The organism is Comamonas sp. C11, from assembly GCF_024496285.1.
Classification (GTDB): domain Bacteria; phylum Pseudomonadota; class Gammaproteobacteria; order Burkholderiales; family Burkholderiaceae_C; genus Comamonas; species Comamonas testosteroni_F.
Genome location: NZ_CP101743.1, coordinates 2,377,596 through 2,404,172, shown reverse-complemented (window position 1 = coordinate 2,404,172; position 26,577 = coordinate 2,377,596). Strand labels below are relative to the sequence as shown.

Annotated in this window: 28 protein-coding genes; 15 read left to right on the top strand and 13 right to left on the bottom strand. The window is 62.1% G+C overall.

Going from position 1 to position 26,577, the window contains the following annotated elements:
• Positions 1-127 precede the first annotated feature (127 nt).
• From NOX35_RS11045 to cobJ, 4 genes are read left to right on the top strand one after another with little or no spacing between them, the layout of a single operon-like run.
• Positions 128-1,399: a nitrite reductase gene (locus NOX35_RS11045; RefSeq protein ID WP_256496623.1), complete on the top strand. Its 1,272-nt coding sequence runs from the start codon at positions 128-130 to the stop codon at positions 1,397-1,399.
• Complete coding sequence (locus NOX35_RS11040; protein ID WP_182286699.1) at positions 1,383-2,012, top strand: precorrin-8X methylmutase; 630 nt, start codon at positions 1,383-1,385, stop codon at positions 2,010-2,012. Before NOX35_RS11045 ends, NOX35_RS11040 begins: the two co-directional genes overlap by 17 nt.
• Before the next feature lie 11 nt (positions 2,013-2,023).
• Entirely contained in the window at positions 2,024-2,764 is a 741-nt protein-coding gene (gene cobI / locus NOX35_RS11035) for a precorrin-2 C(20)-methyltransferase (protein ID WP_256496622.1), read from the top strand.
• Between the two features lie 25 nt (positions 2,765-2,789).
• A complete protein-coding gene (gene cobJ / locus NOX35_RS11030) occupies positions 2,790-3,578 on the top strand; it encodes a precorrin-3B C(17)-methyltransferase (protein ID WP_182286697.1) in 789 nt (262 codons plus the stop codon).
• Between the two features lie 31 nt (positions 3,579-3,609).
• Here cobJ and NOX35_RS11025 read toward each other — a convergent pair whose 3' ends face one another.
• Positions 3,610-4,365, bottom strand: coding sequence for a cobalt-precorrin-6A reductase (locus NOX35_RS11025; RefSeq protein ID WP_198424713.1), 756 nt, complete (start codon positions 4,363-4,365; stop codon positions 3,610-3,612).
• Between NOX35_RS11025 and cbiT the strand changes: the two genes are divergently transcribed.
• Genes cbiT through cobF form a run of 4 tightly spaced genes read left to right on the top strand, consistent with a single transcriptional unit; the run spans position 4,358 to position 7,543 of the window.
• The gene (cbiT, locus tag NOX35_RS11020; protein ID WP_182286695.1) at positions 4,358-5,554 is read left to right on the top strand and encodes a precorrin-6Y C5,15-methyltransferase (decarboxylating) subunit CbiT; all 1,197 of its coding nucleotides are present in this window, start codon (positions 4,358-4,360) and stop codon (positions 5,552-5,554) included. The two genes, NOX35_RS11025 and cbiT, sit on opposite strands and share 8 nt — an antisense overlap.
• On the top strand, positions 5,551-5,994 hold the full coding sequence (locus NOX35_RS11015) for a cobalamin biosynthesis protein (protein ID WP_182286694.1): 444 nt from the start codon (positions 5,551-5,553) through the stop codon (positions 5,992-5,994). The genes cbiT and NOX35_RS11015 overlap by 4 nt, the downstream gene beginning before the upstream one ends.
• Positions 5,991-6,785 carry a precorrin-4 C(11)-methyltransferase gene (gene cobM, locus NOX35_RS11010; protein ID WP_182286693.1) on the top strand — a complete coding sequence of 265 codons (795 nt, stop codon included), beginning with the start codon at positions 5,991-5,993 and terminating at the stop codon, positions 6,783-6,785. The genes NOX35_RS11015 and cobM overlap by 4 nt, the downstream gene beginning before the upstream one ends.
• Positions 6,785-7,543: a precorrin-6A synthase (deacetylating) gene (gene cobF, locus NOX35_RS11005; RefSeq protein ID WP_182286692.1), complete on the top strand. Its 759-nt coding sequence runs from the start codon at positions 6,785-6,787 to the stop codon at positions 7,541-7,543. The genes cobM and cobF overlap by 1 nt, the downstream gene beginning before the upstream one ends.
• Before the next feature lie 118 nt (positions 7,544-7,661).
• Here the strand turns inward: cobF and NOX35_RS11000 are convergent, their stop codons facing one another.
• From NOX35_RS11000 to NOX35_RS10985, 4 genes are all read right to left on the bottom strand, one after another.
• Entirely contained in the window at positions 7,662-8,669 is a 1,008-nt protein-coding gene (locus NOX35_RS11000; RefSeq protein WP_182286691.1) for a LysR family transcriptional regulator, read from the bottom strand.
• A 222-nt stretch (positions 8,670-8,891) separates the two neighbouring features.
• A complete protein-coding gene (locus NOX35_RS10995) occupies positions 8,892-9,692 on the bottom strand; it encodes an amino acid ABC transporter permease (protein ID WP_256496621.1) in 801 nt (266 codons plus the stop codon).
• Positions 9,689-10,351, bottom strand: a complete 663-nt coding sequence (locus NOX35_RS10990; RefSeq protein WP_182286689.1) for an amino acid ABC transporter permease — start codon at positions 10,349-10,351, stop codon at positions 9,689-9,691. The genes NOX35_RS10995 and NOX35_RS10990 overlap by 4 nt, the downstream gene beginning before the upstream one ends.
• Before the next feature lie 3 nt (positions 10,352-10,354).
• A complete protein-coding gene (locus NOX35_RS10985) occupies positions 10,355-11,257 on the bottom strand; it encodes a glutamate ABC transporter substrate-binding protein (RefSeq protein WP_182286688.1) in 903 nt (300 codons plus the stop codon).
• Positions 11,258-11,449: 192 nt separating this feature from the next.
• Here NOX35_RS10985 and NOX35_RS10980 point away from each other — a divergent pair, with 192 nt between their 5' ends.
• The 4 genes from NOX35_RS10980 to NOX35_RS10965 all read left to right on the top strand — a co-directional run bounded on the left by NOX35_RS10980 (position 11,450) and on the right by NOX35_RS10965 (position 14,858).
• Positions 11,450-11,578: a hypothetical protein gene (locus tag NOX35_RS10980; RefSeq protein ID WP_256496620.1), complete on the top strand. Its 129-nt coding sequence runs from the start codon at positions 11,450-11,452 to the stop codon at positions 11,576-11,578.
• A gap of 376 nt (positions 11,579-11,954) precedes the next feature.
• Positions 11,955-12,980, top strand: coding sequence for a tripartite tricarboxylate transporter substrate binding protein BugE (locus NOX35_RS10975; protein ID WP_256496619.1), 1,026 nt, complete (start codon positions 11,955-11,957; stop codon positions 12,978-12,980).
• A gap of 90 nt (positions 12,981-13,070) precedes the next feature.
• Positions 13,071-14,498 (top strand): M20 family metallopeptidase, encoded by a 1,428-nt coding sequence (locus NOX35_RS10970; RefSeq protein WP_256496618.1) that lies wholly within the window; start codon positions 13,071-13,073, stop codon positions 14,496-14,498.
• A 216-nt stretch (positions 14,499-14,714) separates the two neighbouring features.
• A complete protein-coding gene (locus NOX35_RS10965) occupies positions 14,715-14,858 on the top strand; it encodes a DUF3149 domain-containing protein (RefSeq protein ID WP_182286685.1) in 144 nt (47 codons plus the stop codon).
• Between the two features lie 80 nt (positions 14,859-14,938).
• On the opposite strand, the gene NOX35_RS10960 is transcribed toward NOX35_RS10965, so the two are convergent.
• The 3 genes from NOX35_RS10960 to NOX35_RS10950 all read right to left on the bottom strand — a co-directional run bounded on the left by NOX35_RS10960 (position 14,939) and on the right by NOX35_RS10950 (position 17,714).
• Positions 14,939-16,159, bottom strand: coding sequence for an ISL3 family transposase (locus NOX35_RS10960; RefSeq protein ID WP_256496171.1), 1,221 nt, complete (start codon positions 16,157-16,159; stop codon positions 14,939-14,941).
• 140 nt (positions 16,160-16,299) lie between these two features.
• Positions 16,300-16,521, bottom strand: a complete 222-nt coding sequence (locus tag NOX35_RS10955) for a SlyX family protein (RefSeq protein ID WP_182286684.1) — start codon at positions 16,519-16,521, stop codon at positions 16,300-16,302.
• On the bottom strand, positions 16,518-17,714 hold the full coding sequence (locus NOX35_RS10950) for a PLP-dependent aminotransferase family protein (RefSeq protein ID WP_256496617.1): 1,197 nt from the start codon (positions 17,712-17,714) through the stop codon (positions 16,518-16,520). The genes NOX35_RS10955 and NOX35_RS10950 overlap by 4 nt, the downstream gene beginning before the upstream one ends.
• A gap of 299 nt (positions 17,715-18,013) precedes the next feature.
• Here NOX35_RS10950 and NOX35_RS10945 point away from each other — a divergent pair, with 299 nt between their 5' ends.
• The 3 genes from NOX35_RS10945 (at position 18,014) to nth (ending at position 21,993) form a co-directional block, all read left to right on the top strand.
• Positions 18,014-19,405, top strand: a complete 1,392-nt coding sequence (locus NOX35_RS10945) for a collagen-like triple helix repeat-containing protein (protein WP_305881701.1) — start codon at positions 18,014-18,016, stop codon at positions 19,403-19,405.
• 132 nt (positions 19,406-19,537) lie between these two features.
• Complete coding sequence (locus NOX35_RS10935) at positions 19,538-21,247, top strand: ShlB/FhaC/HecB family hemolysin secretion/activation protein (RefSeq protein ID WP_256496616.1); 1,710 nt, start codon at positions 19,538-19,540, stop codon at positions 21,245-21,247.
• An 89-nt stretch (positions 21,248-21,336) separates the two neighbouring features.
• Positions 21,337-21,993 (top strand): endonuclease III, encoded by a 657-nt coding sequence (gene nth, locus NOX35_RS10930; RefSeq protein ID WP_256496615.1) that lies wholly within the window; start codon positions 21,337-21,339, stop codon positions 21,991-21,993.
• Between the two features lie 55 nt (positions 21,994-22,048).
• Here nth and cobT read toward each other — a convergent pair whose 3' ends face one another.
• From cobT to NOX35_RS10905, 5 genes are all read right to left on the bottom strand, one after another.
• Positions 22,049-23,161, bottom strand: coding sequence for a nicotinate-nucleotide--dimethylbenzimidazole phosphoribosyltransferase (gene cobT / locus NOX35_RS10925; RefSeq protein ID WP_182286680.1), 1,113 nt, complete (start codon positions 23,159-23,161; stop codon positions 22,049-22,051).
• 184 nt (positions 23,162-23,345) lie between these two features.
• Positions 23,346-23,774: a hypothetical protein gene (locus NOX35_RS10920; protein WP_256496614.1), complete on the bottom strand. Its 429-nt coding sequence runs from the start codon at positions 23,772-23,774 to the stop codon at positions 23,346-23,348.
• 117 nt (positions 23,775-23,891) lie between these two features.
• The gene (locus NOX35_RS10915; protein ID WP_256496613.1) at positions 23,892-25,346 is read right to left on the bottom strand and encodes a cobyric acid synthase; all 1,455 of its coding nucleotides are present in this window, start codon (positions 25,344-25,346) and stop codon (positions 23,892-23,894) included.
• 3 nt (positions 25,347-25,349) lie between these two features.
• Entirely contained in the window at positions 25,350-25,751 is a 402-nt protein-coding gene (locus NOX35_RS10910; RefSeq protein ID WP_182286677.1) for a DUF3037 domain-containing protein, read from the bottom strand.
• Positions 25,738-26,544, bottom strand: coding sequence for a HipA family kinase (locus tag NOX35_RS10905; RefSeq protein WP_256496612.1), 807 nt, complete (start codon positions 26,542-26,544; stop codon positions 25,738-25,740). The genes NOX35_RS10910 and NOX35_RS10905 overlap by 14 nt, the downstream gene beginning before the upstream one ends.
• Positions 26,545-26,577 lie beyond the last annotated feature (33 nt).

Sequence of the window (26,577 nt, the reverse complement as noted above, 5' to 3'; positions counted from 1 at the left end):
ACATTTTGTTTGTCTGGCCCGGGTTTCGGCCAAACCGACCGTGAATGACCTATGTTGCATGGAATTTGCCATTCAGATTTGTCCCTGTGGGTCGGCGGCGCGCTGACCGCACTGTGTGGAGCAGAGCTTGTCCAGCCCTGAGCCCATCCAGATTCGTGGCTGGTGTCCCAGCACCTGGAAGCCCATGCAGGCACAGGACGGCTGGATCGTGCGCGTGCGACCTCGCTGTGCGTCTCTCACCGCCGCTCAGTGGCTGGTACTGGCCGAACTCGCACGAACCCATGCCGCGGGCCAGATCGAGTTGACCCGCCTCGGCAATCTGCAATTGCGCGGCGTGCACGAATCGGCTCTGCCTGCCTTGCGCGCAGCGCTCGTTGTTTCCAGGCTGGCCCCTGCCGATGAGCAGGCAGATCTGGCGCCTGCCGTGCATTGCACTCCGTTCTATACAAGAGGAGATCGCACCCATGCACTGGCTCTGGCGCTTTGCGGTGCAACTGCGCGTGACCTCAGTCCCCTGGCCCTGCAACAGCAGAACATGCCGGCCCTGCCCGGCAAATTCGACATGCTGGTCGACGATCCGCAGTGCCATCTCCGAAGCCTGAGCTCCGACCTTCAACTATGGGCCTGCGCCGATGGAGGCTATGGACTTGCCCTGGGCCAATCGGAAGACTGGTATGGCTTTGAGACTGCACCGGCTGCCGTGCAGGCAGCCATACAGATTGCCCTGTGGTTTGCCCGCGAGCGCAGTGCGCAGGCGGCAGGCCGATTGCGCGGCCTTGCCAAGCCTATCGACCTTCATGCCTGCGGACTCGCCAAGGCCAGTCATCACCTTGAGCCCCGCACTCCGGACAGGAGCGCTGCCAGGCCGTTGCGGCCCGGAGCGCTCAATCCTCACGGCCTGCTGCTCGGCGCCCCCTTGGGACGCCTGGACGCATGGGCCATACAGAAGCTGGCGGCTCTCATGCCCGAACAAGCGGAGATCCGGGTCACGCCCTGGAAATCCTTGCTGCTGCCGAACAAGCACCTGGATTCACTGCCTGCCAGGCTCGATGCCAGGGACTGGATCAGCCAGTCTGCGGATGTGCGCCTGCGGGTCTCGGCCTGCACCGGTGCCCCCAACTGCCCTCAGGCCCATATCCCGGCCCAGCCCATGGCCTTGCAATTCGCCAGCTCACAGGCGGCGGACCGGCATCTTCATATCAGCGGCTGCGCCAAGCTCTGTGCCCTGCCTGCCGATGCGACAAGTGTGGTGTTTGCCAGCCAGGACACAACGGGCCAGATATGGCTCCACGCCAGCCCCGCCGAAGCGCAGCCGTCGGCCCGGGCATCCATTCCCTATCGGCCTCTGAACTCCGATCCTCACGAGATACAGCAACAACTCAATGACCTACAACTATGAAAAGTGCGGTGAAGAGATTTACCGGCAATCGTTCAGCATCATCCGCCGAGAGGCCGATCTCAAGCGCTTCAACCCCGTGGAAGAGCGGGTCGCCTGCCGCATGATTCACGCGGCCGGCATGGTGGAACTGGCCGCACATATCCATTTCTCCCCGACCTTTGCCGAAGCAGCGGAAGCCGCGCTGCAGCGCGGAGCACCCGTGCTCTGCGATGCACGCATGGTCAGCGAGGGGATCACGCGCAAGCGCCTGTCGGCCCGGAACCCCATCATCTGCACCCTGCAAGACCCGCGTGTGCCAGCGCTGGCAGCCGACATGGGCAACACCCGCAGCGCCGCTGCGCTGGAGCTGTGGCGCGAGCATCTGGACGGCGCCGTGGTCGCCATAGGCAATGCGCCGACGGCCCTGTTTCATCTGCTCCATATGCTGCAGGACCCGGGCTGTCCGCGCCCGGCCGCCATCGTCGGCTGCCCGGTCGGCTTTGTGGGAGCTGCGGAGTCCAAGGACGCGCTGCGCGAATGGGGGCAGATTCCGTTTGCCATCGTGCAAGGACGCCTCGGCGGATCCGCCATCACGGTTGCCGCCATCAACGCACTGGCAACCACGGTGGAGTAGGAAGAGTCACCATGAATCACGGAAAAATCTTCTGCGTGGGACTGGGTCCCGGCGATCCCGACATGATGAGCGTGAAGGCCGACCGCTTGCTGAGAAACGCCCGTCATGTGGCCTACTTCCGCAAGCGCGGTCACCCGGGCAAGGCGCGGCAACTGGTCAATGGCCTTCTGCATGCCGAGGTCACGGAGTACCCGATGGAGTACCCCCTGACCACGGAGATTCCGCACGACGACCCGCGCTACATCGCCCAGCTGTCCAGCTTCTATCAGGACTGGCAGGCCCGGCTGACGGAGCTGACGCGCAGCGAGGATGTGATCGTGCTCTGCGAAGGCGATCCATTCTTCTACGGCTCCTTCATGCATCTCTATGTGCGCCTGCGCCAGGCGGAACAGGTGACGGTGGAGGTGCTGCCCGGCATACCCGGCATGGTGGGCTGCTGGCATGCCACCGGCATTCCCATGACCTGGGGCGACGATGTGATGAGCGTGCTGCCCGCGACCCTGCCCGATACGCCGCTGCGCGAGCATATGGCGCGCTCGGACGCACTGGTCATCATGAAGGTGGGACGGCATCTGGGCCGCATCCGTGCACTGCTGGACGAGCAAGGCAAGCTGGAGCGCGCCTGGCTGGTCATCAACGGCACCATGAGCGATCAGCAGGTCATGCCGCTGCGCGATGCACCCGAGCGCTGCCCCTATTTCGCCATCATCGTCGTGCACGGCCAGGGCCGCCGCCCGGCAAACGACATGTGATCGCGCTGTCATGAGCACGACCACAATGCCTCCACAACTCCTAGTGCTGGGCCTGGGCCCGGGCGATGATGCCCTGCTGACGCAGCAGGTGCGCGAAAGCATTGCCAGCGCCAGCGATGCATTCGGCTACTTTCCCTATGTGGCGCGGCTGCAGGGTCTGGAACATCTGCAACTGCACGCCAGCGACAACCGCGAGGAGCTGGAGCGTGCGCGCAATGCCTTGAATCTTGCAGCCCAGGGCCGCAAGGTGCTGATGCTCTCGTCGGGCGACCCGGGCGTATTCGCCATGGCCAGTGCCGTGTTCGAGACGCTGGAGCAGGCCAGCCCCGAGGAGCATGCCCGCTGGCAGAGCGTGGACGTTCAGGTGCAGCCGGGCATCACCGCCATGCTGGCCGCGGCAGCGCGTCTGGGCGCCCCCTTGGGACATGACTTCTGCACCATCAACCTGTCCGACAACCTCAAACCCGCCAGCATCATCGAGCGCCGCATCCGTCTGGCCGCCCAGGCCGATTTCGCCATGGCGTTCTACAACCCCTGCTCTCGGTCACGCCCGCAAGGCTTTTCCCGGGCACTGCAGGTGCTGCAGCAGGAGTGCGAGCCCGAGCGCCTGATCTGCTTTGCCCGCAACGTCAGTCGCCCCGATGAAACGCTGCAGATCGTGCGGCTGCTGGATGCACAAGCCGATATGGCCGATATGCGCACGGTGGTGATCGTGGGCAACAGCCAGACCCGCCAGGTGGGCAAGCATGTCTATACCCCGCGCAGCTATGAGACAAGCAGCAGCGCTACCTCTGCCGTGACAGACCATGCCTGAGCGCACACAAGGCCTTGCCGGGTACAGCTGCTCAGCAGCACTGCCGGCGCAGCCACTCCATGGCCTGCTGCGGGCATTGGCACTGGGCGCGCGGCGCCAGCACAGGCCTGTCGACCATGATGACCGGAATACCCAGCTGCCGCGCGGCCTCGATCTTGGCATAGGTATCTGCGCCACCGGCGTTCTTGCTGACGATGCAGTCGATGCGGTACTGCCCGAGCAGCACCAGTTCGTCGGCGAGCCGAAACGGACCGCGCGCCACGATCAGCTCATAGCTGGATGCCGGCAAAGGCAAGGCGCCGCCTTCCCGGTCGATGACGCGCAGCACAAACTGGTGCTCGCCGGCCAGGCCCGCAAACGCCGCCAGCTGCTTGCGCCCTATGGCCAGAAACACCCGCTTGAGCATGGGGCTCAGGATCTTGGCGGCAGCCGCCATATCCGGCACATGCCGCCATTGATCGCCGGGCTGTGCCTGCCAGGCTGGCCGCTCCATGGACAGCAAGGGCAGATCCAGTTGGGCACAGGCCGCGATGGCATTGGCACTCATCTGTGCCGCGAACGGGTGGGTGGCGTCGATGACATGGGTGATGTGATGCGCACTCAGGTAATCGACCAGCCCCTGCACGCCGCCAAAGCCGCCTACACGCACCGGCAAAGCCGGAGTACGGCGCGTCTGGGTGGCTCCGGCATAGGAATAGATGGCTTGCACCCCGGCCTCATGCAGCAGCGTGGACAACATATAGGCATCGAAAGTGCCGCCTAACAGGAGAACTTGGGTCATGGCCAATCCGTGGCTTTCAATTATCGGAATTCATCCGTCAGGGCTGGAAGGCCTGAGCCCCGCAGCGCGACAAGCCCTGGATGATGCCAGTGTTGTGTTCGGCAGTCCGCGTCATCTGGCGCTGGCGCAGGCAGGAGCGCGTGGCAGAGCGTGGCCGATCCCCTTCAGCGTCGAGCCCGTGCTGCAACTGCGCGGACAGCAAGGCGTGGCCGTGCTGGTGTCCGGCGATCCGTTTCACTTCGGTGCCGGTGCATCGCTGGCCAGACGCCTGGAACTGGGCGAGTGGCGCAACTACCCTCAAGCCTCGACATTTTCCTGGGTTGCAGGCGAGCTGGGCTGGTCCCAGGAGCGCACCCATTGTCTGGGCCTTCATGCCCGCAGCCTGAGCAGCCTGACGCCTCTGCTGGCGCCTCAAGAGCGCTTTATCTGCCTGTTGCGTGATGGAACGGCCGCTCACACTCTGGCTCAATGGCTGCAGCAACAGGGCTGGGGCGACAGCCCGCTGTGGCTGGTGGAGCAGGCAGGCAGCAATCAGCAGGACATACGCAGCGGCACGGTGCGCGAACTGGCCGCCCTGTTGGCAAGCCAGCCAGCCAAGGCCCCTGTGACTGCGGCTTTCGAAGCGCGCGGCGAAAAAGGTCTGTCCAGGGTACCAGGCAGGCCCGTCAGTGAGTTTGCACATGACGGGCAGATCACCAAGAGCCCGGTGCGGGCCATGACGCTGGCTGCGCTGGCTCCGCGCCAAGGCGAGTGGCTCTGGGATCTGGGTGCGGGCTCGGGCTCGGTCGCCATCGAGTGGTGTCTGGCTGGCGGTCAGGCCATCTGCGTGGAGCAGCACGCCGCGCGTGTGGCCAATATTGCGCAGAACGCTGAGCGCTATGCGGCAGCGATCGAAGTGGTTCACGACCATGCCCTGGCAGCCCTGCCCCGTCTGCAGCCAGAGCCTCAGGCCGTTTTTGTCGGCGGTGGCTTCAGCGCGGAGCTGTTCAATGCCCTGCACATGCGTCTTTCCGGACCTTGGCGGCTGGTGGTGAATGCCGTGGCGCTGCACACTCAGGCACTGCTGCTGGAGCTGCACCGCACGCATGGTGGCCAGTTGTATCAGCTGCAATGGAGCGAAGCACAGAGCCTGGGCAGCATGCATTCCTGGTCCCCGGCCCGCCCCCTGGTGCAGTGGGTCTGGAGCAGTCAATGAGATATTTGTTCGCAGGCTGGGGCTTTCAGGCCGGCGCTCTGCCCCAATCATTCGAAAGCTGCTGGACCCAGGCCCAGCAGAGGCTAGAGAGCGCTGATTCAGCGCCCTGCCGCTGGACCTTTGCTTTCCTGGCCAGCAGGAGCCAGACCTCAGCGGCGAGCGCCTTGCAGGATTGGGCGAGCCAGATTCCGGGCCATATCGACTGGAAGAGCTTTGCAGAAAGCGCGATTGCTCATATCGCCACACCATCCCATTCCGCAAGATTGCAGCAGCGCTTTGCCACGGGCAGCGTTGCAGAAGCCCTGGCCCTGCACGCCGGCACCGTCCTGGCCCATAGCCGACTGCTGGTGCTGCGCACCGTTTCGGCAGACCGACGTGCGACGCTGGCGATTGCCGGCTTGCCGCTGCCCACACCATTTATCCCTGGAGTTTTGCCTTGACCGTTCATTTCATCGGAGCCGGCCCCGGTGCGGCCGACCTCATCACCGTTCGCGGGCGTGATCTGCTGGCTGCCTCGCCTGTGTGTCTATATGCAGGCTCGCTGGTACCCAGCGAGTTGCTGGCGCACTGCCCTGCGGGTGCCCGTCTCGTCAACACCGCCCCCATGTCGCTGGAAGACATCGTGGCAGAAATCCAGACCGCACATGAGCAAGGGCTGGATGTTGTCCGCCTGCATTCCGGTGACCTGAGCATCTGGTCCGCCATGGGTGAGCAGTTGCGCGCCCTGCGCGAGCTGAACATCCCCTACACCGTCACGCCGGGTGTCCCCGCTTTCAGCGCAGCGGCCGCTGCTCTGGAAGCGGAACTGACTTTGCCTGGCTCCTGCCAATCGGTGGTGCTGACACGTACCTCGGGCCGGGCGTCGAGCATGCCCGACGGCGAAACCCTGGCCGCCTTCGCGGCGACCGGCGCCGTGCTGGCCATTCATCTGTCGGTCCATGTGGCCGAGCAGGTGCAGCAGGAACTCACCAGCCATTACGGCCCCGATTGCCCTGCAGCCATTGTCTGGCGCGCCTCATGGCCGGACGAGCAATTGGTGCGCACCCGCGTGGGAGATATCGCCAGCACAGCCCAATCCAATCCGCTGCAGCGCAGCGCACTGATTCTGGTCGGGGCCACACTGAGCCAGCAGGATTTCGGCAGCAGCCGGCTCTATGCCAATGACTACGATCGCCGCTATCGGCCGCGCGGCGACGAACCGCGTTTTCCGTGCGGAACCGAGGGCGCCTGATGCTGGAGCTATTCCTGATCGGCATCGGCACCGGCAACCCCGATCACCTCACCCGGGAAGCCGAGAAAGCGATTCGCAGCGCCGACCTGGTTCTGCTGCCACACAAGGAGGACAGCAAGGCGGAGCTGGCCCAGGTCCGCCTGTCGCTGCTGCAAAGCCTGGCCGTAGACGAGCGCCGAATTGCTCACTTCGACATGCCGCAACGCCGTCAGCAGGGATCGGACTACGACCAGCAGGTGGATGAGTGGCACGACGCCATTGCCCGGCGCTGGCAAGTCAGTCTTCAGGACCGTCTTCCTGAGCGCTCGGGGCGTGTGGCCCTGCTTGTCTGGGGCGACCCGGCCCTCTACGACAGCACGCTGCGCATTGCCTCGCGTCTGGGCCTGGCCCGCGAACAGGTACGCGTCGTGCCCGGCATCACATCCATGCAGGTGCTGTGCAGTGCCCACGGCATTGCACTCAATGACATCGGCGAGCCCTTTCTGATCACCACCGGTCGCCAGTTGCGCGAAAACGGCTGGCCATCCGGGGTGAATACCCTGGTCGTGATGCTCGATGGCCAACGCAGCTATGAACAGCTGAAAGACACCGATGTCGACATCTACTGGGGCGCCTATCTGGGCATGCCCCAGCAATTGCTCATGCATGGCCGGCTTTGCGACATCGCGCCAGACATCACCAGAAGGCGCGCCCAGGCCCGCGAGCAAAATGGCTGGATCATGGACATCTACCTGCTGCGCAGGGTTGCGGCACCCTGACCCAAGGCCGCCAAGGCGCATCAGTCGCCTGGCAGGTACACCGGATCACCATGCGGTGTGCTTCACCTCATCAAGGACTCGATGGTCCGGGACGTTCAGCTTGATTGCCAGTGCCTGCCTATGCGGACGCAGGTGCTGCCGCATGAGGCAGCTCGAGCCGATGCCAGAGCCTGAGCATCTCCTGCAGCAGCGCTGGCGCATGGTCTGTGCGATACACCGCACCCAGCGGCGGCAAACCTCCCTCTATACGCACATCCAGCGCACGCACACGCCCCTGGGAACGCAGTCCCGGCAGGATGCTGCGAGGCACCAGCGATACGGCCCCAGGCTGGGTGAGCAGGCCCTCGAGCACGGGCAGGGACACGGTGGAGGCCGGAAACCAGGAGGCATCCTCCAGCACGGGCAGCACCTCGGTCTCCACGATATTGCGCACCGCGATGCCAAAGCTCGGCAGCACCCAGCGCGCGCCCCTCAAGGCAGGCAGCGGCACATCGCGCCGCCCGACAAGCGGATGACCGGCATCCGCAATCACCACGGCCGCATCCAGCAGCAGCGGCTCAAAGGAAAACTCCGCCGGCAAAAGCTGGGGCTGGCGACAGAACACCACATCGAGACCCGAAGCCATGAGCTGCGACAGCAAAGGAGCGCTGGCGTCCTCATGCACATCCACATAGACCTGCGGGTGTGCCTCATAAAAGCGTGGTAGCAGTTGGGAGAGCACCGAAAGCGCAGCTGCCGGGATGGCCCCGAGGCGTAACGCTGCCGAAGCCCCGCGACGGATGGAGGCCAGCGATTCGGACACTTCCTGCAATCCCACCAGCATGCTGCGTGCCGCATCGATCAAGGCCTGGCCTGCCACTGTGGGCCGCATGCCGCGCGCATGGCGTTCGAACAGCTTGATGTCCAGCACCCGCTCCAGTTCGGCCAGGGCCTGGGTAGCTGCTGACTGACTCATGCTCAGCTCCACTGCCGCCTGCATGACCGAGCCACATTGCTGCAAAGCCAGCAAAAGCTGCAACTGACGCAGCCGTACCTGCTTGACCATACGGGAAAAGAGCAAGCGGCCCTCGGGGCTTGCAGCCCCTGCTCCGGCCTGTATCTGAGAAAAAGAAGAGTCAGCAGCCATGATTTCAACGGGTGTCGATCGCTTCCGCAAAGTTCGTTGCAGCCTCTCGCCAATGCCGGCAGCGAACATATCCGGTGTTCGAGAGCGAGCCACTCGCATCGAGCATCGAAATGACCGTTATTCGGATAGTGTGCACGCATCTGACTATGCACTCGCTCCCGATTGCCCCTATTGCTGATGACAGAGGGCTGTACCAGCCACCCGTGAACTTCCCAAGAGTAATCAATGCATGGGCCTACCTAGTCGCTGACTCGCCTTTGAGATCGCATAGTTCACAAGGCAGTAAAGCGCCGCCACGACCAGGTATACAGGCACCAGCGAGTGGTAGTTCGCTATCAGCACCTTGGCGTTCTGCATGAGTTCACCATAGGTGACGACATAGCCGAAGGTGGTGTCCTTGACCACGATCACCAGTTGCGCAACCAGTGCCGGAACAATGTAGCGAAGGGCCTGAGGAAAGACGATGGAGAAAAAGACCTGGACTTCGGTCAACCCCAGGCTTCGCGCAGCATCGGTCTGGCCGCGCGGAACGGCGAGCACGCCAGCGCGGTATACCTCGGCAACCACGGCTGCGGTACTCAGGCCTATGGGCAAGGTCAGCATCCAATAGGTGCTCAGCTTGATCCCGACCGATGGCAGCACCAGAAAGCAAACATAGATGAGCAGCAGCGTCGGCGTGCCGCGCAGGAACTCGATGACAGCAATGCTGGGCCAACGCATCAGCCTCAGCCGCGACAGCCGCCCCAGCAGCAGCACCAGCCCGAGGGCCAGAGCAATGACGGCGGCCATCGCCGACGACGCCAGCGTGCCGAGCAGACCTTTGGCAAGAAAGCTCCAGGTCGTCGGCCAGGCAAAGAATTCCCAATACGGGGCATCGAGCTGCCCTGCCGAGTGGAAGCGGAACACGATTGCCACCGCCAGCAAAAGCAGCACGGCTGCCGCGATCGAGCTCACCGCGTTGGTGACGGCCCGGACCTGGGCGCCTGGCGCAGCAAACAGAAAGTCCTCCAGAGAACGGCTCATCGCAGTATCCGCACTTTCTTTTCCAGAGCCGCGCCGGCCCAGGCGATGAGCAGGCCTGTCGCAACATACATCGTGGCGGCCACGGCGAACGCGGCAATGCCGAGCGCCGAATCGTTGGCGATCTTGGATACGAGCGCGGTGAGCTCCCTGCCTGGAAACGGCAACTGCGACGCCAGAGAGGTCGACAGCATCAATGCAATCAGCAGCGAAGTCATCGGCTGCACCACCGAACGCAGCGCCTGTGGCAAGACCACGGCAGAAACAATCTGCAGCGGCCGCATGCCCAGGCTGAGCGCAGCCTCAATCTGGCTACCTGGAATGGTGTTGATCCCCGAGCGCAGATAGTCCGCCGTGAATGCGGAGCAGACCAGCGTCAGCGTCAGGATCACGCTGGGCTCATAGTCAATCACGATGTTGAGATCGGGGAGCGCGAAAACGATGAAGATCAGCAGCGCTACGCTGGGAATATTGCGGAAGATCTCGACGTAGACGGTCAGTGCCATGCGCAGCGGCGGCAATGGCATAAGCCTAAGCACCGCGATGACCGTGCCCAGCATGACCCCGGGCACAAAGGACACCACCGTGAGCTTCCAAGTCAGCAAGAGGGCCTGCCAGAAGGCAGGCCCATAGTCGGCCAGGAGCCTGGAAACCTCACCCATCGTTCAAGGCAGAGCGGGCGGTGTCGGAACAGTCGTGCTACCGGTGCGCTGCCCTATGGAGATAGTCCAAAGTTTGGCCCAGGTTCCGTCAGCCTCCAGCTTCTTCAGGAAGGCATTGATAAATGCTACGCCGTCCGAGCCCTTGGGCAGTCCAACGCCATAGGGGTCCTGCGCGCCGAATGGCGCACCCGCCAGCCGTGCGTTGCTGGTGCCAAGGCTCAGGGCATTGAGCAGCAGCGTGTAATCGGTCACGTAGGCATCCACGCGCCCCTGACGCAGTGCATCGAGGGCTTCCTGATGTGTCTGAAACTCTTGCACAACAGCCTTGGGGGCATACTGGGCCAATATCGCAGGCCCCGTGGAGCCCGCTTGCGTGGCCACCTTCTTGCCGCCCAGGTCGTTGTATGACTGAACCGTCTTGTTGTTCGACTTGACCAGCACGCCGGACTGCGATGTGTAGTAAGGGCCGGCAAACGAGATCTTCTCGGCGCGAGCAGGAGTGATGGAGTAGGTGGCGAAGACCATGTCCACCTGATTATTGATAAGCACCTGCTCACGCGTGGACGAGGTCACCTGCGTGAACTGGTACTTCGAGGCGTCGCCCAGAATATAGCGAGTGATGAGCTGGGCCAGACCCAGGTCAAAGCCGCGGATCTTGCCGTCTTTCTCATTGAGCAGCGAGAAAAGATTCGAGGTTTGCGTGCTGCCGAGGCGCAGCGTGCCAGCCTGTTTGATCTTGCTGGCCCAGGTGCTTGATGCGATGGTCGCCGCATCGGCCACAGGCCCCTGGGTAACCAGAGCATCATAGGCCGCTGCATTGATGGGAGTGCCCTGTGCGAAAAGCGACCCACCGGTCACGATCGTCAGTGCCACCACGGTGGATTTCAGAATGGATTTGATCGACATGCGGTCTTCTTGGATGGTCTGCGACGCGAATCAATATAAAGCAGCATTTGGAATGCGCGAGCCGCTCGTCCGAGCGGAGCCACCATTGTGCACACAATACAACCCTTGTGCCCCAACACGGCACGACGCCGCCAACAGTCCCAGGCTTTGCCCAGCCCTCATTCGAGAGTCTGCCCCGGCCGGCGTCCGGCTGTGGCAACCAGCGAACAGTCTGAACTCAAGCTCGATGCGATTGCTCGTGCCCAAGCCGGCCAAGCAGCGCCGGCCGCAGGCAAGGCAATATTGCCGCTGCTCGATCACACCGCCAAGGCAATCTGCTGAGAGCACCTCGACGGTGGCTTTCAAGTCATCAACTTGAGAAGCCGAAACCTCCGATGTCACCGAGCGTGAACAAAATACACACGCCCCCCAAACAGATCCAGCGATTTTGAGCGGCATCTCTGTCCCAGGCACTGTCCATGGCAAACGTGATCAATGATCTCAAGGATTGTGAGGGGTATAAGGGTTTTCACCAGTAAAAATCACACCCCACAGGGAGAGGCGCACCCAAGGTATCGGCAAAGCTTATAGCTAACCGCAAATAACATGTACTGCCAAGGCTCCGAAATTTCTATATTTCATTTCCATGACGGCAGAAATTCGTGAACAGCACTGATGGTGTAGGCATGGATTGGCCGATACCTTTCAGGAGCCCTCCATGCCCATCTCTTCACGCACTCGCTGCTGCACAAAAGGCCTCACTCGCCGCGTCGGCCTGCTCTCGCTGGCGGTTGCCAGCTCCTTGTGGACCCTGGCCGCATCGCAGGCGCTGGCCGCTGACGCCTATCCAAGCAAGCCGGTCAAGCTCATCGTGCCTTTTGCCGCCGGCGGCTCCACCGACATCGTGGCGCGCGTGATTGCCGAAGGCATGCGCACCACGCTGGGACAACCGGTGATCGTGGACAACAAGGGCGGCGCTGGAGGGCTGATCGGCAGCGAGGCCATCGCCCAGGCAGCTCCGGACGGCTACAGCATTGGCATGGCTACCGTGAGCACGGCCACCATCAACCCCCTGCTCTACAAACGCGCCAGCAAGATTGAAGGCAAGCTGCTTCTGGTGGCCAATCTGGTGACCATGCCTTCGGTCTATATGGCCCACCCCAAGATGGGCGTGAACAACTTCAACGACTTCCTCGCCAAGATCAAGGCACAGCCCGGCACCTACAGCGCCGGAGTACCGGGACTGGGAACGCTGGGACATCTGATGGTCGCCTCGTTCAACGAAACCATGAAGACCCAGATCCAGATCGTGCCCTATCGCGGCAACGGCCCTGCACTCAATGACGCCCTGGCCGGCATGGTTCAGATCATGACCGACCAGCTGCCCTCGGCAATGCCACAGATCAAGGGCGGCAAGCTGCTGCCCGTGGTGGTCGCCTCACATGGCCGCTCGCCCGACCTGCCCAATGTGCCTACCTTCAAGGAACTGGGCTACGACGAACTCAACGAACTGGGCATCAGCTGGTTCGGACTGGTCGTCCCCAGCAACACACCAGCCCCCATCGTGAAGCAGTTGCAGGATGCGGCTGTCAAAGCCGTCCACCTGCCCGAGGTGCAAAAGCATCTGAAGAATCTGGGCGCTACGGCGACCGAGACGGCACCCTCCCAGTTCCCGGCCCAGATCGCCGCCGAGCTCAAGCGCAACAAGGCCCTGCTCGACAAGGCCGGCGTCAAGCCCGAATAAGAGCCTGCCCTGCGGCCGGCGCTCGCTGCAGTCGTCCGGCGGCTTACTCATGCCCCATCTTCTTCACCACAGCTCAAGGACACTTTTGCCATGCAAGCGATGAGCGCCCTGCAGAATTTCTTTCAACGTGAGACACCGCGCATGACGGCGCTGGCCGACCAGATCTGGTCTCTGGCCGAGCTGCGCTATGCCGAGAACGCGTCGGTCCAGCTCCACATCGATGCGCTGCAGCAGGCTGGCTTTCGCATCACCCGCGATGTGGCAGGCATCCCTACCGCCTTCATGGCCGAATGGGGCGATACCGGCCCGGTCATTGCCTTGCTGGGTGAATACGACGCCCTGTCAGGCCTGAACCAGCAAAGCGGTGCACTGGTGTGCACCCCGTCCACCGACAGCCCCGGTCTGGCCGGCCACGGCTGCGGCCATCATCTGCTGGGCACTTCAGCGCACTTTGCCGCTATTGCTCTGCAACAACACCTGAAAAGCACAGGAACGAATGGACGCGTGCGCTATTACGGCTGTCCGGCCGAGGAAGGCGGCTCCGGCAAGACCTTCATGGCCCGCGCCGGTGTGTTCGATGATGTGGATGCAGCACTGACCTGGCACCCAGCCAGCTACACCGGTCTGTTCAGCCAGAGTACGCTGGCCAATATCCAGGCGAAGTTTGTCTTCCACGGCAAGGCATCGCATGCCGCGCACTCTCCCCACCTGGGCCGCAGCGCCTTGGATGCAGTGGAGCTGATGAACGTAGGGGTGAACTATTTGCGCGAGCACATGCCCTCGGACGCCCGCGTGCACTACGCTGTCACCGATAGCGGTGGTCTGTCACCGAATGTCGTGCAGGCGCGCGCCGAAGTGCTGTATCTGGTGCGGGCAGCACGCAACCACGAAGCCACCGAACTCTATGAGCGCGTTCAGAACGTGGCGCGTGGCGCCGCGCTGATGACGGACTGCAAGCTCGAAATCATCTTCGACAAGGCCTGTTCCAATCTGCTGCAAAACAGCACGCTGAACAGCGTGATGCATGCGCAGATGCAGGCACTGGGACAGTTGCAGGCCGATGCACAGGCGCATGCTGTTGCCGGCCAGTTCCAGGCCACGCTGGACAAAAGCGATGTCGATGCCGTCAGCCGCCCTTTGGCGAGCGTGCTGCGCGGCAAGGTGCCGGCCATTTTCGAAGGTCTGACGCCCTACGACCCGAACACCAAAGACATCATGTTCGGCTCCACCGACGTGGCCGACGTGAGCTGGATTACGCCCACGGTTCAGGCCTGGGTGGCCTGCTATGCTTTCGGCACGCCGCTGCACTCCTGGCAGATGGTGTCACAAGGGCAGTCCGGCCTGGCTCACACCGGCATGGTGCACGCCGCAAAAATTCTGACAGCCACCGCCGTGGAACTGTTCGCCCAGCCCGAGTTGCTGGAACGCGCCAAGGAAGAACTACTTCAACGCCGCGAAGGCAAGCCCTATGTCTGCCCCATTCCTGCAGAGGTAACCCTGCCCTTTTTGCGAAAGTAAGTTGGCAACGGCTCCCTCCTTTGAAAGGAATTTCGTCAACTTCAAAGCAAAAGTCCCTGAAAACACCCGCCAGGATTGAGGATTCGCAATGCGCGCCAGCTTGCTCTGCCTCAAAGCGGCAGCAGTCAAAGCTTGATGCAGCACAAGCCTCCAGCCAGGCCGAGCGGCCATAGTGAGACATGCCGCAAGAAGGCGGAAACTCAACAGGGAGGCACCATGAAGCTGATGATCGATCTCTTTTCAACCGACTACGGACTGATGAGCCTGGCCGTGATTTTGCTGATCATCGTCATGGCCGCCTTCTTTACCCGCCTCTTCCTTGGCAAGATAAAGAACGTTGCCAGTACCCCATTGGAGTAAATCCAAACTTCATAGCACGCTGGACATGCACTGCCTTGGGTTGCTGGCGACATGACACGGTTCGAGTGCAAAAAAAGGGTTCATCGCGCATTACCGGGGAAGGCTGCGCGAATCTTCAGAAAGAAATAGTCCTGATCGCGGTAGCCATAGGCCCGGCGCTTGATGACCTTGATGGTGTTGTTGATGCCCTCGACAACACTAGTGTTCAACGGATGCCGGCATCGGGCGATGATCCCGTGCAGGTAGCTTTGCAAGCGCTGAGCAAAGGTGCTCAGTGCTGTAATACCGCTTTGGCGCGCTTGCTCACACCAGTGCTGCCAGGCGCGATGCGCCCAAGCCGGACGACGGTAAAACCACAGCTGTTTTAGCTCATCGCGCAAGACGTATACCGCCATTAATGGCTCATTGGCCGCCAGCAGCTCCTTGAGCTGCACTGCTTGTTGAGCCTGCAGCTTGTTGCGATTGCGCAGTAGCAACCAGCGGCTGGACTTGAGCACCTTGCGCGCCGAGGGCTGTTGGCGCAGCAAGTTGGCCTGATCGACACGCACTCGGTCGATAACCTCCCGGCCATACTTGGCCACGACATGGAACAGGTCATAGACGATCTCGGCGTTGGGGCAGTTGGCCTGGATCTCCAGCTCGTAGGCAGTAGTCATGTCGATAGCAACCGCGCGAATGCGCTGGGCAACGCCAACGGGCAACTGCTCGAAGAACTGGCGGGCCGTCTCGCGTGAGCGCCCTTGCCCCACCCACAGCACCTGCCGGCTGATGGGGTCGACGACGACTGTAGCGTAGCGATGGCCCTTGTGCAACGCAAACTCGTCCATTGCCAAGTATTCGATCCGCTCCCATTGCGGCTGCGCGGTAGTGGCCAGCAATAAGGCCTTGTCGATGGACTTGACCGTGTGCCACCCAAGATCGAAGAAGGCCGCGACTGCCTTGATGCTGCTGCTGCGAAGCAACTGGCTGCACGCCTGTGCCAGACGGTCTGTGACGCGCTGGTAGCGACCGAGCCAGCTGAGTTTCTCCAGGCGCGGGCCACCACAGCTATCGCACCACAGACGCCGACGCGGCACATGCAGCACCACCTTGTACTCGAACAATGCCAGATCGCGCACGCGCCGTGTCGTGGTCTCATGGACTTGGCTGCACTGCGCACCGCAGCGTTCGCAATGCATGACGCTGGCCTGCGGCTTCAGATAGATCGACACGGTGCGGCTATCGCCCTGGGGCCACTGCACACGTTCAACCTCGTAGCCCTCCCAGCCGCCAAGAGCCTGCAATAACTTCGAGTCCAGCATTTGATTTGTTCTCCGATGTCAGCTTCGCTGCCGTCAGATTACAAAACGAACGGGCTCATCTCCACGGAATTCCTCGATGAACCAAAAAAAGGCCGGAGCTTTCACTCCGGCCTTTTTCTCGACCGCACCGCCCAGCGTGCTCAGTAATGCGGCGGCAACTCGTCGCGCAGATTGCGCACCATCGCGCCCCCGCCTTCTGGCGCTTGGCGCTTGAGTTCCCTCACCTCGTTGATCAACAGATCGATCTGCTGCTGCTGGCGGTAGATCGTCATATTGAGTTGCTCGAGCAAATCCTCGGTGTAGCTGGCCTTGATCTCCAGCTCCATGATTCGCTCTTGCAGCGCTTCGTGACCATCGCTCATGACTTCAGCGCCTTGGCAAGACGAGCAATGCCTGCGCGAATCTTGTCCTCGTCAGCCGTGGCAAACGAGAGGCGGAAGGTCGCCGTATCAGGGTTCTGTGCATAGAACGGAGCGCCCGGTACAAAGGCCACACCCTCTTCAATGGCCTTCTTGGCCAGCATAGCCGCATCCGCCAATTGGCCACGCGCGCCCGTCAGCCGCACCCACATGAACAGGCCGCCGGCAGGCTGTACGAACTCGACGGCATCGCCCAGTTGCTCACGCAGCGCATCGCCCATGGTCTTGGCACGCTTGGCATAGACCTCGCGCACATGAGCCAGGGTCTTGGGCATGGCACCGGACTTCAGATACTGGGCTGCAGTGGCCTGGGCAAAGGTGCTCGTATGAGCATCGCTGAACTGCTTGCACATCACGGCGCGAGCCAGCAATTCGGGATGTGCAATCAGCCAGCCGATACGCAGACCGGGGCTGAGCACCTTGGACAAGGAACCGCAGTGAGCGAGCCACTCTCGGCTGCCGGGGACTTCGCGTGTCAGCGACAGCAGACTGGCAGGAGGCGCTTCATTGAAGTATAGATCGCCGTAGGGGTCGTCTTCCACCACCAGAGTCTGGTACTTGACGGCCAGTTCCAGCACCTTTTTGCGGCGTTCCAGACTCAGCATGGCACCACTGGGGTTGCCAAAGGTCGGGATCAGATAGACCAGCTTGGGCTTGTGCTCGGCAATCAGCTTTTCCAGTTCGTCGGTCTTCACGCCATGCTCATCCACAGGAGCAGAGATCACCTCTGCGCCATAGAGGCGGAAACACTGAATCGTGGCCAGGAAAGTCGGGCCTTCGACGATGACCTTGTCACCCTCTCCCACCATGGTCTTGCCCAGCAAGTCCAGTGCCTGCTGGCTGCCGGTGGTGACGACGAGCTGATCAGGCGCCACATCGGGCACGCCCTTGCCGGCCATAAAGGACGACAGTTGCTCGCGCAGCGGCTGGTAGCCCTCTGTCGCACCGTACTGCAATGCGGCTCCCGCCTCCTGCTGCAGGGCTGCCGCAGAGGCAGCGCTGATCCCGGCTACGTCAAACATGGCACTGTCTGGAAAGCCGCCCGCAAAACTGATGATGCCTGGCTTGCCCAGCAGCTTGAAGAGTTCGCGGATCGCAGAGGTTTCTACGTTATCGAGTCGTTTGGCAAATTGCATACGTTTTCTTGGTTAAAGCGCTACGGGAATCTCGTCGCTGCTTGAGCGGCAGATGCCCATTGTGGCGCGCGAATAGCTCCAGAGACAGGAAGTGGCTTTTATGTAGGCGCTATTCCATGCTGCAAGTAATCAAGCTCCTACCAATTTATAAAAGTTGATAGTAATTGTTAATTACGCATAACTTCGTGTCTCAAACTTTGAATTGGACAGCGCCTAGCCTCTGACAAGAACATACGCCTACCGATCAACGGACCGCGTATTTGACGGATTTTTTCACTTGTTTTTGGGATGGAGGATTTATGCGCACTAATACTTTTACCGGCAAGGCCCTGTCTGTCGCCATTGACGGCAAGACCCCGTTGAGCCTGCGCAGCCTATGTGCCGTAGCCTTGGTTGCCAGTCTGGCTGCCTGTGGCTCGAGCGGCTCTCTGCGCAGCGACCTCGGACCCGACGGCACCGGCGGCGGAGATGTTGTTGCCGGAGGCGGCACTGGTGGCGGAACTGGCGGTGGCACAGGCGGCGGTACCGGTGGTGGCAATACCGGTGGTGGCAATACCGGCGGCGGTGATGGCGGCACGGGCAATCCGCCTGTGGCAAGCACTCCGCTCACGCCGGTGCGTGACACCGTGGCGGATGTCACGGGAACGCTTTCCGGAACAGGCGGCGTCATCAGCGACGTCAACAACATCGTGACCTCCACTCTGGGCACGGCCACCAACGGCACGCCTCTGAGCGGTGTGGCCCAGCCGGCCGGCGGCATTCTTGGCAATGTGAACAATGCCGTCAACAGTGTGGGTAGCGGCGTCAGCGCAGGCCTGGGCCAGATCGGCAAGACGGCCGACCCCATCGGCACCACCTTGCAAGGCGTGGCTCCTGCTGTCGGCTATCTCGGCGCTGCGGTCACTTCGGCAGGCAAGACGGTCAGTGCGCTGGACACTCCTCAGCTTGGCGTGGTCGGCGATGTGGCGGGCCTGGCAGGCGGCACGGTACAAATCCTGGGTACCACCGTTTCCGGCGTCGAAGGCACGGCGGCAAAGCTGACCGGCAACCCGCTGGTCTCGGGTTTGACGACTCAGGTCAGCCAGGTCGCCACACCGGTATTGAGCACCGTGCTCGGTACCACCCAGAATCTGGTTCAGACCACAGGTCTGGGCCAACCGGTTAACAGCTTGCTGGGCACCGTGGGCGGTGTAGTCAATCATGTGGGAGTTTCCGTCACCAGCACCGGGGTTCCCGTTGTTGCTCCGCTGGGCGGTGTGGTTTCGGGTGTCGGCCAGACCGTGGCCGGCCTGGGGGGCGTGGTGACTGGCCCGGGCACACCTAGCGGCGGCCTGCTCGGTGGCGCACTTGGCAATGTCACGGGCGGCACAGGCGGCCCCGCTGGTGGACCAGGCAATGTTGTCGGCGGCATGCTGGGCGGCGTCACAGGGCTTGTCGGCGGTGTCACGGGATCGGCTGGCGCTCCAGCAGGAGGCACCGGCAGTGCAGGCACTGCGGTGACGGGCCTGGTCGGCAACACCGTTGGCACAGTCACAGGCCTTGTGGGCGGTGTACTTGGCGGCGTGACCAATGTAGCTGCGGGCGCAGGAGCTGCAGGTGGTGCAAGCACCTCGGGCGGCCTGCTAGGTGGACTGCTGGGCGGCAATCTGGCGCTCGGCCTGGGCGGTGGAGCGGTAGCCACCAGCAAATAAGGGGAACGGCGGTGGTCTGTGCACCGCTTGAGCCTGGCCCGCCTGCAGGCGGGCTTTTTTACGAAAGCCCCATACCCAGTTCTGGGGAGGTAGGGAACAATGAGAGTCATAAAAATAGAACAGGAGGGACTTTTGCAGTCAAAAGCAAAACCACAGGGCCGCATCAGCTACAGGATTCAGGCACTGGCACTTGCGGCCTGGGCTCCTCTGGCCTGGTCACAGCAGGCTGGCAACCCGCTCAACAGCCTGCCCCAGACACCCGAAGCTGCAAGGAATCTGCAGCAGCAGCCCAGGCAGGTACCGATGCAGATAGACAAGCCTCAGCCTAGTCTTCAGGATCTCATCAACCTCCGGGTCGCAGTACGTGGCGTCAATGTGCAGGGAAGCACGGCAATTCCTTTCGAAGAGGTCAGCGCGCTTTTCACGCCCTTCATCAATGGCACGCATACGGTGGGCGAGCTCAACGCCGCGACCCAGAAGGTCAGCGAGCTGTATCAACGCCATGGCTACGCCCTTTCTTTTGCCTACCTTCCTCCGCAGGACTTTGCCAATGGTGCGGTGCAGGTCATCGTGGTCGAGGGCTATGTACAGAGCTTGAATCTGGAGGGGAACTTCGGTCGCTCCGAGGAGCAGATACGCGAAATTGCCCAGCCGCTGCTCAATGAGAGGCCTTTGACCACCAAAACCTTTCAGCACCAGACCCAGCTGATGGCACGCCTTCCTGGAGTGCAGATCACAGCGTCGGCCAATCTGCCGACCACCACCGATGGTGCAGTGCCCCTGGTCATCAAATCCAAGCACAAGCCCATTGCCGTCACCGTCGGAGGCGAGGCGCGCAAGCCCACGCCGCGCATCATTGCATCTCTCACCCTGAATGACCCCTTGTGGGCAGGCAGCCAGCTTCAGGCTTCGGCGATGTTGCAGAACCCCGACAAGGAGCGTTTCGGCAGCATAGGCTTCACTCAGCAACTGAAACCCGAGGGTACGCAGGCACGTGTCAGCTATTCCGACTACCGCAGCTTCAACCCGCCTGCAACGCGCATTCCCGGCATTGACGACCTGACACAGCAGCGCAAGCTGGACTTCAATATCAGCCACCCATGGATCTTGAGCAATACCACCCAGCTCAGCACCACGGCGGGTCTGTATGCCATCAATTACAGCCGTGAACTGGCCGATAGCCAGGCCTCCCTGCTGCGCGAGGAAAAGGTTCGCACGCTCTATGCGCAAATGGCCTGGGCGTCCTTTGGCAAGACCACCACCCGCTCGGCTTCGGTCTTGCTGGCCCACGGCCTGGACAGTCTGGGGGCCTACAAAAATCTGGACCTCTACTATCGGCAGGGCTTGCTGCAAAAGCTTGAAAATCCGGCCAAGCTGGACTTCACACGCATCACCGCCGACTATGCACAGCGCCATCGCTTCGCGAACAAGATGGGCGCCGCTTTTGCCGTGGGCGGGCAATACAGTGCCGACATTCTTCCCGTCCCGGAGAAAATCTCCTTTGGCTCCACCCGCTTCGGCCGCGGCTATCAGGCTGGCGAGTTCTCGGGCGACTCCGGCGTAGGCGCCAGTGCCGAGCTCAACTACCAGTTCCTCATCAACCAGGTCTGGATCAAGTCGGCCGAACCCTATCTGCTCTATGAGTGGGCACGCACGCATCAGCAGACCAGCGGCGTCAGAGGCAATACGCTGCGCTCTGCCAGCCTGGGCCTGCGCCTGTCCGACAGCCGCCACTACGCACTGGACCTGGCCATGAGCAAGCCGCTGGGCGATCGTTCCGTCAACAATCCCGATAGGGAACTGCGCTACAGCCTTGTGTTGAGTTACAACCTGGACCCCTGACTCGCCGCTGTTGCGCCCGCCGAGCCGCTGTATATTGCAGCGGCTTTTTCTTTGTCCCTCTCCCTGAACGACAAGCCACAATATTGCCCATGAAGAAAAACGATATAGCGCCGTTTTTTGCTGCGCTCAAGGCCGCCAACCCCACGCCACAAACCGAGCTGGAATACACCACGGTGTTCGAGTTGCTGACCGCCGTGCTGCTGTCTGCCCAGGCCACCGACGTGGGAGTGAACAAGGCCACGCGCAAGCTTTTTCCTGTTGCCAACACTCCGCAGGCCATTCTGGATCTGGGGCTTGAGGGGCTGGAGAGCTACATCAAGACCATAGGCCTGTACCGCAGCAAGGCCAAGCATCTGATGGAGACCTGCCGCATGCTGGTTCAGCTGCATGGAGGCACAGTACCCAGAACTCGTGAAGAGCTGGAAGCCCTTCCCGGTGTAGGCCGCAAGACCGCCAATGTGGTGCTCAACGTGGCTTTCGGTCAGCCCACCATGGCCGTGGACACGCACATCTTCCGCGTCAGCAACCGCACGGGGCTCGCACCCGGCAAGAATCCGCTGGAAGTCGAAAAGCAGCTGCTCAAGCGCGTACCCGATGAATACGCGGTGGACTCCCATCACTGGCTGATCCTGCTGGGCCGCTATGTCTGCCAGGCGCGCAAGCCCCGCTGCTGGGAATGCGTGGCTTCAAAATACTGCGATTTCACGCCCAAAACCCCGGCACCGGCAGCTAAAAAAAAGAGCTAAAAACGCCTCAAACGAATATCCACAAAGCGCTTGCAGCTATATTTTTTCAAGTTCCTCAGCTCTTGCCGCTGACGCCGGCCGATTCAAAACTGGCCATTTCGTTGAGCATGGTGCAGGCCGAGCGCAGCAGCGGCCAGACCAGTGCCGCGCCGGAACCCTCCCCCAGGCGCAACTGCCAGTCCAGCATGGGCTGGGCCTGAAGGTGGGCCAGCAGGCGGGCATGACCCGGTTCACCCGATCGATGCGCGTACACGCAGCGCTGCAGCACATGGGGCTGCAGGCGGCTGGCCACCAGCACGGCGGCCGTGGTGATAAAGCCATCCACCACGATCAGGCGGCGTTCGGCAGCGGCCTGCAGCACAGCTCCCGTCATGGTGGCGATCTCCAGCCCGCCCATGGCAGCCAGTACGGCCAGTGGTTCTTGCACGCCGGCATGAAAGTCCAGCACCCGCCCGAGCACGGCGATCTTGCGTGCCAGGCCTTCGCTGCTCAGGCCCGTGCCCACCCCGGTCACCTCCTCCACCGGCTCGCCACACAGACGCGCCAGCAGCAATGAAGCGCTGGATGTATTGCCTATGCCCATCTCGCCCAGCAACAGTGCATTGCCCGGCAGTTTCTTGACCAGTTCTGCGCCATTGCGCAGCGCCATCGCACATTGGGCTTCGCTCATGGCCGGGCCCTGGCTGCAGTCCGCCGTGCCATAAGCCACCTTGCGCCGCCACAGGCGCGGCTCATGGGCCTTGGGAAGCTTGTGCGCAGGATCCTGCTCGCGCACCTCAAAGTCGCGGGCCACGCCGCAGTCGACCACATTCAGATCAATTCCGTTCTGCAGGGACAGCACGCTCACGGCCGCGCCGCCAGCGAGGAAGTTCTCCACCATCTGCCAGGTCACGTCGACCGGATAGGCCGACACACCCTGAGCAGCCAGTCCATGATCCGCAGCGAACACCACCATCTGCGGCGCATACAGATTGGGAGTCTCGCAACCCACGATGCCGGCAATGCGCAAGGCCAGTTGTTCCAGCACGCCCAGCGATCCCTGAGGCTTGGTCTTGAAATCCAGGCGATGCTGGACGCGGGCTTTCAGCGCCGCGTCATGGATGTCCTGCACCTGCGGGCAGGACCAGATGGTGGACGGTAGGAATTCGGAAAAAGAAGCGGAACTCATGCGTGCAGTCATTCCCGGTGCATCAGGCCTGAGTGCCATCCACCACCGGGATACGGAAGGCACGTTTTTGGGATCCTGCAAGTATCGCGCTTTCATCGGCACCGGAACACCAAGTTCGTCGATTGCTCAGGCGTAGCATGAAAAAAGGCCCCGAAGGGCCTTGGCTGAAGACGCTGCAAAAGCATCAGCGAATGACTTCCTCAACCGTGATTTCGCGCAGGATGCCGCCATCCTTGACCGAGCCGCTGACAGCGCCGTCCTTGACACGCGCCATACAGGCCTGCTTGTCGATTTCGATCTTGAACACGCCGCAGCGGGCATAGGCATTGCGCTCGTACTGGCTCATGCCCTGGCCGTCGTCGAGCTTGCCCTTCTTGGCTTCGGCATTGGCAGCCATCGCCTCGCGAGAAGACGAATTGCTCTCGCGCATGGGACGCTGGCCCTTGTGATGATGGCGGTGGTGGTGCTTTTTCATCGCAGGCTTGGCCGCATCCATCGCAGCTGCCTCAGCCGCCGGCTTGGCTGCATCCACCTGTGCGCTGGCCATGCCTGCCAGTGACAAAACCGCTGCACCCAAAGCTAGTTGAAGAGTCTGAACCTTGAAAAAAGCCATACGCAACTCCATTCCAAAAAGTGAATAGCCCGGTCAGCTTGCACGCACTCTCAGGCGAGACTTATCGGTTCAGCGGCTATGAGCCCGCAGGATCAGTCCTACAAACCAGGCCGAAGCTCAGAGCGCGCCCGGCTCAAACCATTGCCCCACGCCCTGCGCCAGCCGCGCAAACACCTGCTCCAGGCTGGGTGCATCGTGGCCGAACAGCGCATGAATTACCTCGGCGTTTTCAAACAGGCCGTGCAGATAGGTACCGATGACAGCGCTGTTGCCACCCTGCCATAGCATGCCGGGCAATAGTTCCTGAGCCGGTCGCACGCTGGCCATCTGCATGTCGGCACGAAGCTGGGTCTGGCCATGGTGGATCTCGTAGCCACGTACTGTCACGCCGCTCAGGGCATTCCATGGGGCTTGCAGATCAGGCAGTTGCAGGGTCGTTGGCTGCACGGTCTTGTCCTGCGCAAACAATGTCGCCAACGGCAGCAGACCCAGGCCTGCGGCATTGCCGTCCACGCCATGCAGATCGATCAGCGCCTCACCCAGCATCTGCAGACCGCCGCAAATGCCCAGCACGCGCTTGCCGAGTTCGGCATGAGCGACGACGGCTGCATCCAGCCCTTGCGCACGCATCCAGGCCAGGTCGGCAGCCGTGGCTTTGCTACCCGGCAGAATGACCCAGTCCGCCTCGGCGAGTTGCGCGGGAGAGCGAGCCCAGACCACGCGCACGCCCGGCACTTGCAGCAGGGGCTGAAATTCATCGAGATTGCTGATGCGCGGATAGGCGATGATGGCAATCGTGGTGTGAACGGCCCGCCCGGCTCCCGTGCTGCCGCGATCATCGAACACGCCATCCTCTTCGGGCAGACCGTGCTGGAACTGCATGGGAATGCAGGCCACCGTGGGTACCCCCGTCTTCTCTTCCAGCATCTGGGGCGCCGGTGCCAGCAGTGCGGCATCGCCACGGAACTTGTTGAGCACAAAGCCCTTGATGAGCTTTTGCTCATCCTCAGGCAGCAGTGCCCAGGTGCCGTAGAGATGGGCAAAGGCACCGCCGCGGTCTATGTCCGAGACCAGCAGGCAATGTGCGTTGCAATGCTTGGCCACACGCATATTGACCACATCGCTGGCATGCAGATTGATTTCGGCCGGCGAGCCTGCGCCTTCGATCACCACCACATCGTTTTCGGCACACAGCTCGTCCAGCGCCTGCGCGATCTGCGGCCAGACCTTGAGGCTTCGCCCCCTCCAGGGCATGGCGCTCAGCTCGTCATTGACCTGTCCGAACAGCACCACCTGGCTGCGCGTGTCCGCCTCGGGCTTGAGCAGCAGCGGATTCATGCGTACATCGGGCACGGCCCCCGCGGCCAGCGCCTGCAGATACTGAGCCGTGCCGATCTCGCCCCAGCGGCCCTCGGGCGTGGCCACAACGCGCGCGTTGTTGCTCATGTTCTGCGCCTTGAACGGCGCAACCTTCAGGCCCTGGCTGCGGTAGTAGGCACACAGTGCCGTGGCCACCCAGCTTTTTCCCGCGCCACTGCTGGTACCCAGCACCATGATGCAACGTGCTGTCATGTCTTAAATCTCGGTTGGGATCGGCAGCACCACGCGCTGCAGGATTCTGGCCAGCGCCTCGCCGGGATGGGTGCACATGCCCATATGCGAAGGCGAGGTCTGGATGATGCTGCTGCGCTTGGCCGTGAGCCAGTGGTAGCGCGCGCGCATGGGCAGCCGCGCAATCGGCCCCCCATCGACCCTGCCTTCACAGATGGCCACGATGGAGCCCAAGTGACGGTGCACGGCCTCAAGGTCCACATTCGGGTCCAGCGCCAGCAGACGCTTTTCGTCAAGGGCCACGGCGGCCTGCAGATGGCCGGTGCGCTGGCAGGAGAGGATCACGCCTGCATTCACAAATTCCTCACGTTCCACGCGCGGCACTACCCGCACGATGGCGTAGTCGTAGACCTCATGCGCGTGCATCGATCACTCCTTGCAGCCAGCGGCCACGCTCGGCAAGCCGGGCCACGAAATAATTCACATAGGCCGCGCGATGGGCCTGCACATTCCTGAGCACTTCGCCCTCTTTGTCGGCAGCGGCCTGCTCCAGAAAGCAGTCGGGAACCTCGTCCACGATGCTCTTGAGCACTTCGGGTCCAAGCTTGGCTGCCAGTTGCGCATCCAGCTGCGCCAGCTGGCTGGCCTGTGGCAGCAGCACATGCTCGGCACTGGGCGCAAAAGGCTTGGCCGGATCGGCAACCGTTCCGTTCCAGGCATGGTGAAACGTCAGACTCGCGCCATGATCGATCAGCCAGGGCTGCTTCTGGTACATCAGCATATTGGTGTTGCGCGCCGTGCGATCCACATTGCTGACCAGGGTGTCGAACCACACCAGGCGCGAGGCAAAGTCATCGTCCACCACGTCCACTGCCGGGTCAAAGTTGATGGAGCCCGGCAGATAGTCCAGCCCCACGTTCAGCCCGTCGCTGGCGCGAATCAGGTCCTGAATCTCGGGGTCGGACTCGGTGCGAGACAGGTCGCCGTTCAGGTGCAGCAGCACGATTTCAGGCACCGGCAGGCCCAGCGCACGTGCCATGCCGCCCGAGATGATCTCGGCCAACAGCGCGCGCACGCCCTGCCCGGCGCCCCGGAACTTGAGCACATAGGTGCCCAGGTCGTCGGCCTCGACAATCGCCGGCATGGAGCCGCCTTCACGCAGCGGCGTGACATAGCGCTCCACCAGCACCGAGCGCAGCTTCAAGGTTTCAGTGTCCATGGGAAATGGTAGCGTCTTGCGCTCATCAGGTCT

What these genes read in the sequence shown, in the direction of transcription:
- NOX35_RS11040 (WP_182286699.1), top strand. Translation starts at nt 1,383, where the DNA reads ATGACCTACAACTATGAAAAGTGCGGTGAAGAGATTTACCGGCAATCG.
- cobI (WP_256496622.1), top strand. Translation starts at nt 2,024, where the DNA reads ATGAATCACGGAAAAATCTTCTGCGTGGGACTGGGTCCCGGCGATCCC.
- cobJ (WP_182286697.1), top strand. Translation starts at nt 2,790, where the DNA reads ATGCCTCCACAACTCCTAGTGCTGGGCCTGGGCCCGGGCGATGATGCC.
- cbiT (WP_182286695.1), top strand. Translation starts at nt 4,358, where the DNA reads ATGGCCAATCCGTGGCTTTCAATTATCGGAATTCATCCGTCAGGGCTG.
- NOX35_RS11015 (WP_182286694.1), top strand. Translation starts at nt 5,551, where the DNA reads ATGAGATATTTGTTCGCAGGCTGGGGCTTTCAGGCCGGCGCTCTGCCC.
- cobF (WP_182286692.1), top strand. Translation starts at nt 6,785, where the DNA reads ATGCTGGAGCTATTCCTGATCGGCATCGGCACCGGCAACCCCGATCAC.
- NOX35_RS11000 (WP_182286691.1), bottom strand. Translation starts at nt 8,669, where the DNA reads ATGGCTGCTGACTCTTCTTTTTCTCAGATACAGGCCGGAGCAGGGGCT.
- NOX35_RS10995 (WP_256496621.1), bottom strand. Translation starts at nt 9,692, where the DNA reads ATGAGCCGTTCTCTGGAGGACTTTCTGTTTGCTGCGCCAGGCGCCCAG.
- NOX35_RS10990 (WP_182286689.1), bottom strand. Translation starts at nt 10,351, where the DNA reads ATGGGTGAGGTTTCCAGGCTCCTGGCCGACTATGGGCCTGCCTTCTGG.
- NOX35_RS10985 (WP_182286688.1), bottom strand. Translation starts at nt 11,257, where the DNA reads ATGTCGATCAAATCCATTCTGAAATCCACCGTGGTGGCACTGACGATC.
- NOX35_RS10975 (WP_256496619.1), top strand. Translation starts at nt 11,955, where the DNA reads ATGCCCATCTCTTCACGCACTCGCTGCTGCACAAAAGGCCTCACTCGC.
- NOX35_RS10970 (WP_256496618.1), top strand. Translation starts at nt 13,071, where the DNA reads ATGCAAGCGATGAGCGCCCTGCAGAATTTCTTTCAACGTGAGACACCG.
- NOX35_RS10965 (WP_182286685.1), top strand. Translation starts at nt 14,715, where the DNA reads ATGAAGCTGATGATCGATCTCTTTTCAACCGACTACGGACTGATGAGC.
- NOX35_RS10960 (WP_256496171.1), bottom strand. Translation starts at nt 16,159, where the DNA reads ATGCTGGACTCGAAGTTATTGCAGGCTCTTGGCGGCTGGGAGGGCTAC.
- NOX35_RS10955 (WP_182286684.1), bottom strand. Translation starts at nt 16,521, where the DNA reads ATGAGCGATGGTCACGAAGCGCTGCAAGAGCGAATCATGGAGCTGGAG.
- NOX35_RS10950 (WP_256496617.1), bottom strand. Translation starts at nt 17,714, where the DNA reads ATGCAATTTGCCAAACGACTCGATAACGTAGAAACCTCTGCGATCCGC.
- NOX35_RS10945 (WP_305881701.1), top strand. Translation starts at nt 18,014, where the DNA reads ATGCGCACTAATACTTTTACCGGCAAGGCCCTGTCTGTCGCCATTGAC.
- nth (WP_256496615.1), top strand. Translation starts at nt 21,337, where the DNA reads ATGAAGAAAAACGATATAGCGCCGTTTTTTGCTGCGCTCAAGGCCGCC.
- cobT (WP_182286680.1), bottom strand. Translation starts at nt 23,161, where the DNA reads ATGAGTTCCGCTTCTTTTTCCGAATTCCTACCGTCCACCATCTGGTCC.
- NOX35_RS10920 (WP_256496614.1), bottom strand. Translation starts at nt 23,774, where the DNA reads ATGGCTTTTTTCAAGGTTCAGACTCTTCAACTAGCTTTGGGTGCAGCG.
- NOX35_RS10915 (WP_256496613.1), bottom strand. Translation starts at nt 25,346, where the DNA reads ATGACAGCACGTTGCATCATGGTGCTGGGTACCAGCAGTGGCGCGGGA.
- NOX35_RS10910 (WP_182286677.1), bottom strand. Translation starts at nt 25,751, where the DNA reads ATGCACGCGCATGAGGTCTACGACTACGCCATCGTGCGGGTAGTGCCG.
- NOX35_RS10905 (WP_256496612.1), bottom strand. Translation starts at nt 26,544, where the DNA reads ATGGACACTGAAACCTTGAAGCTGCGCTCGGTGCTGGTGGAGCGCTAT.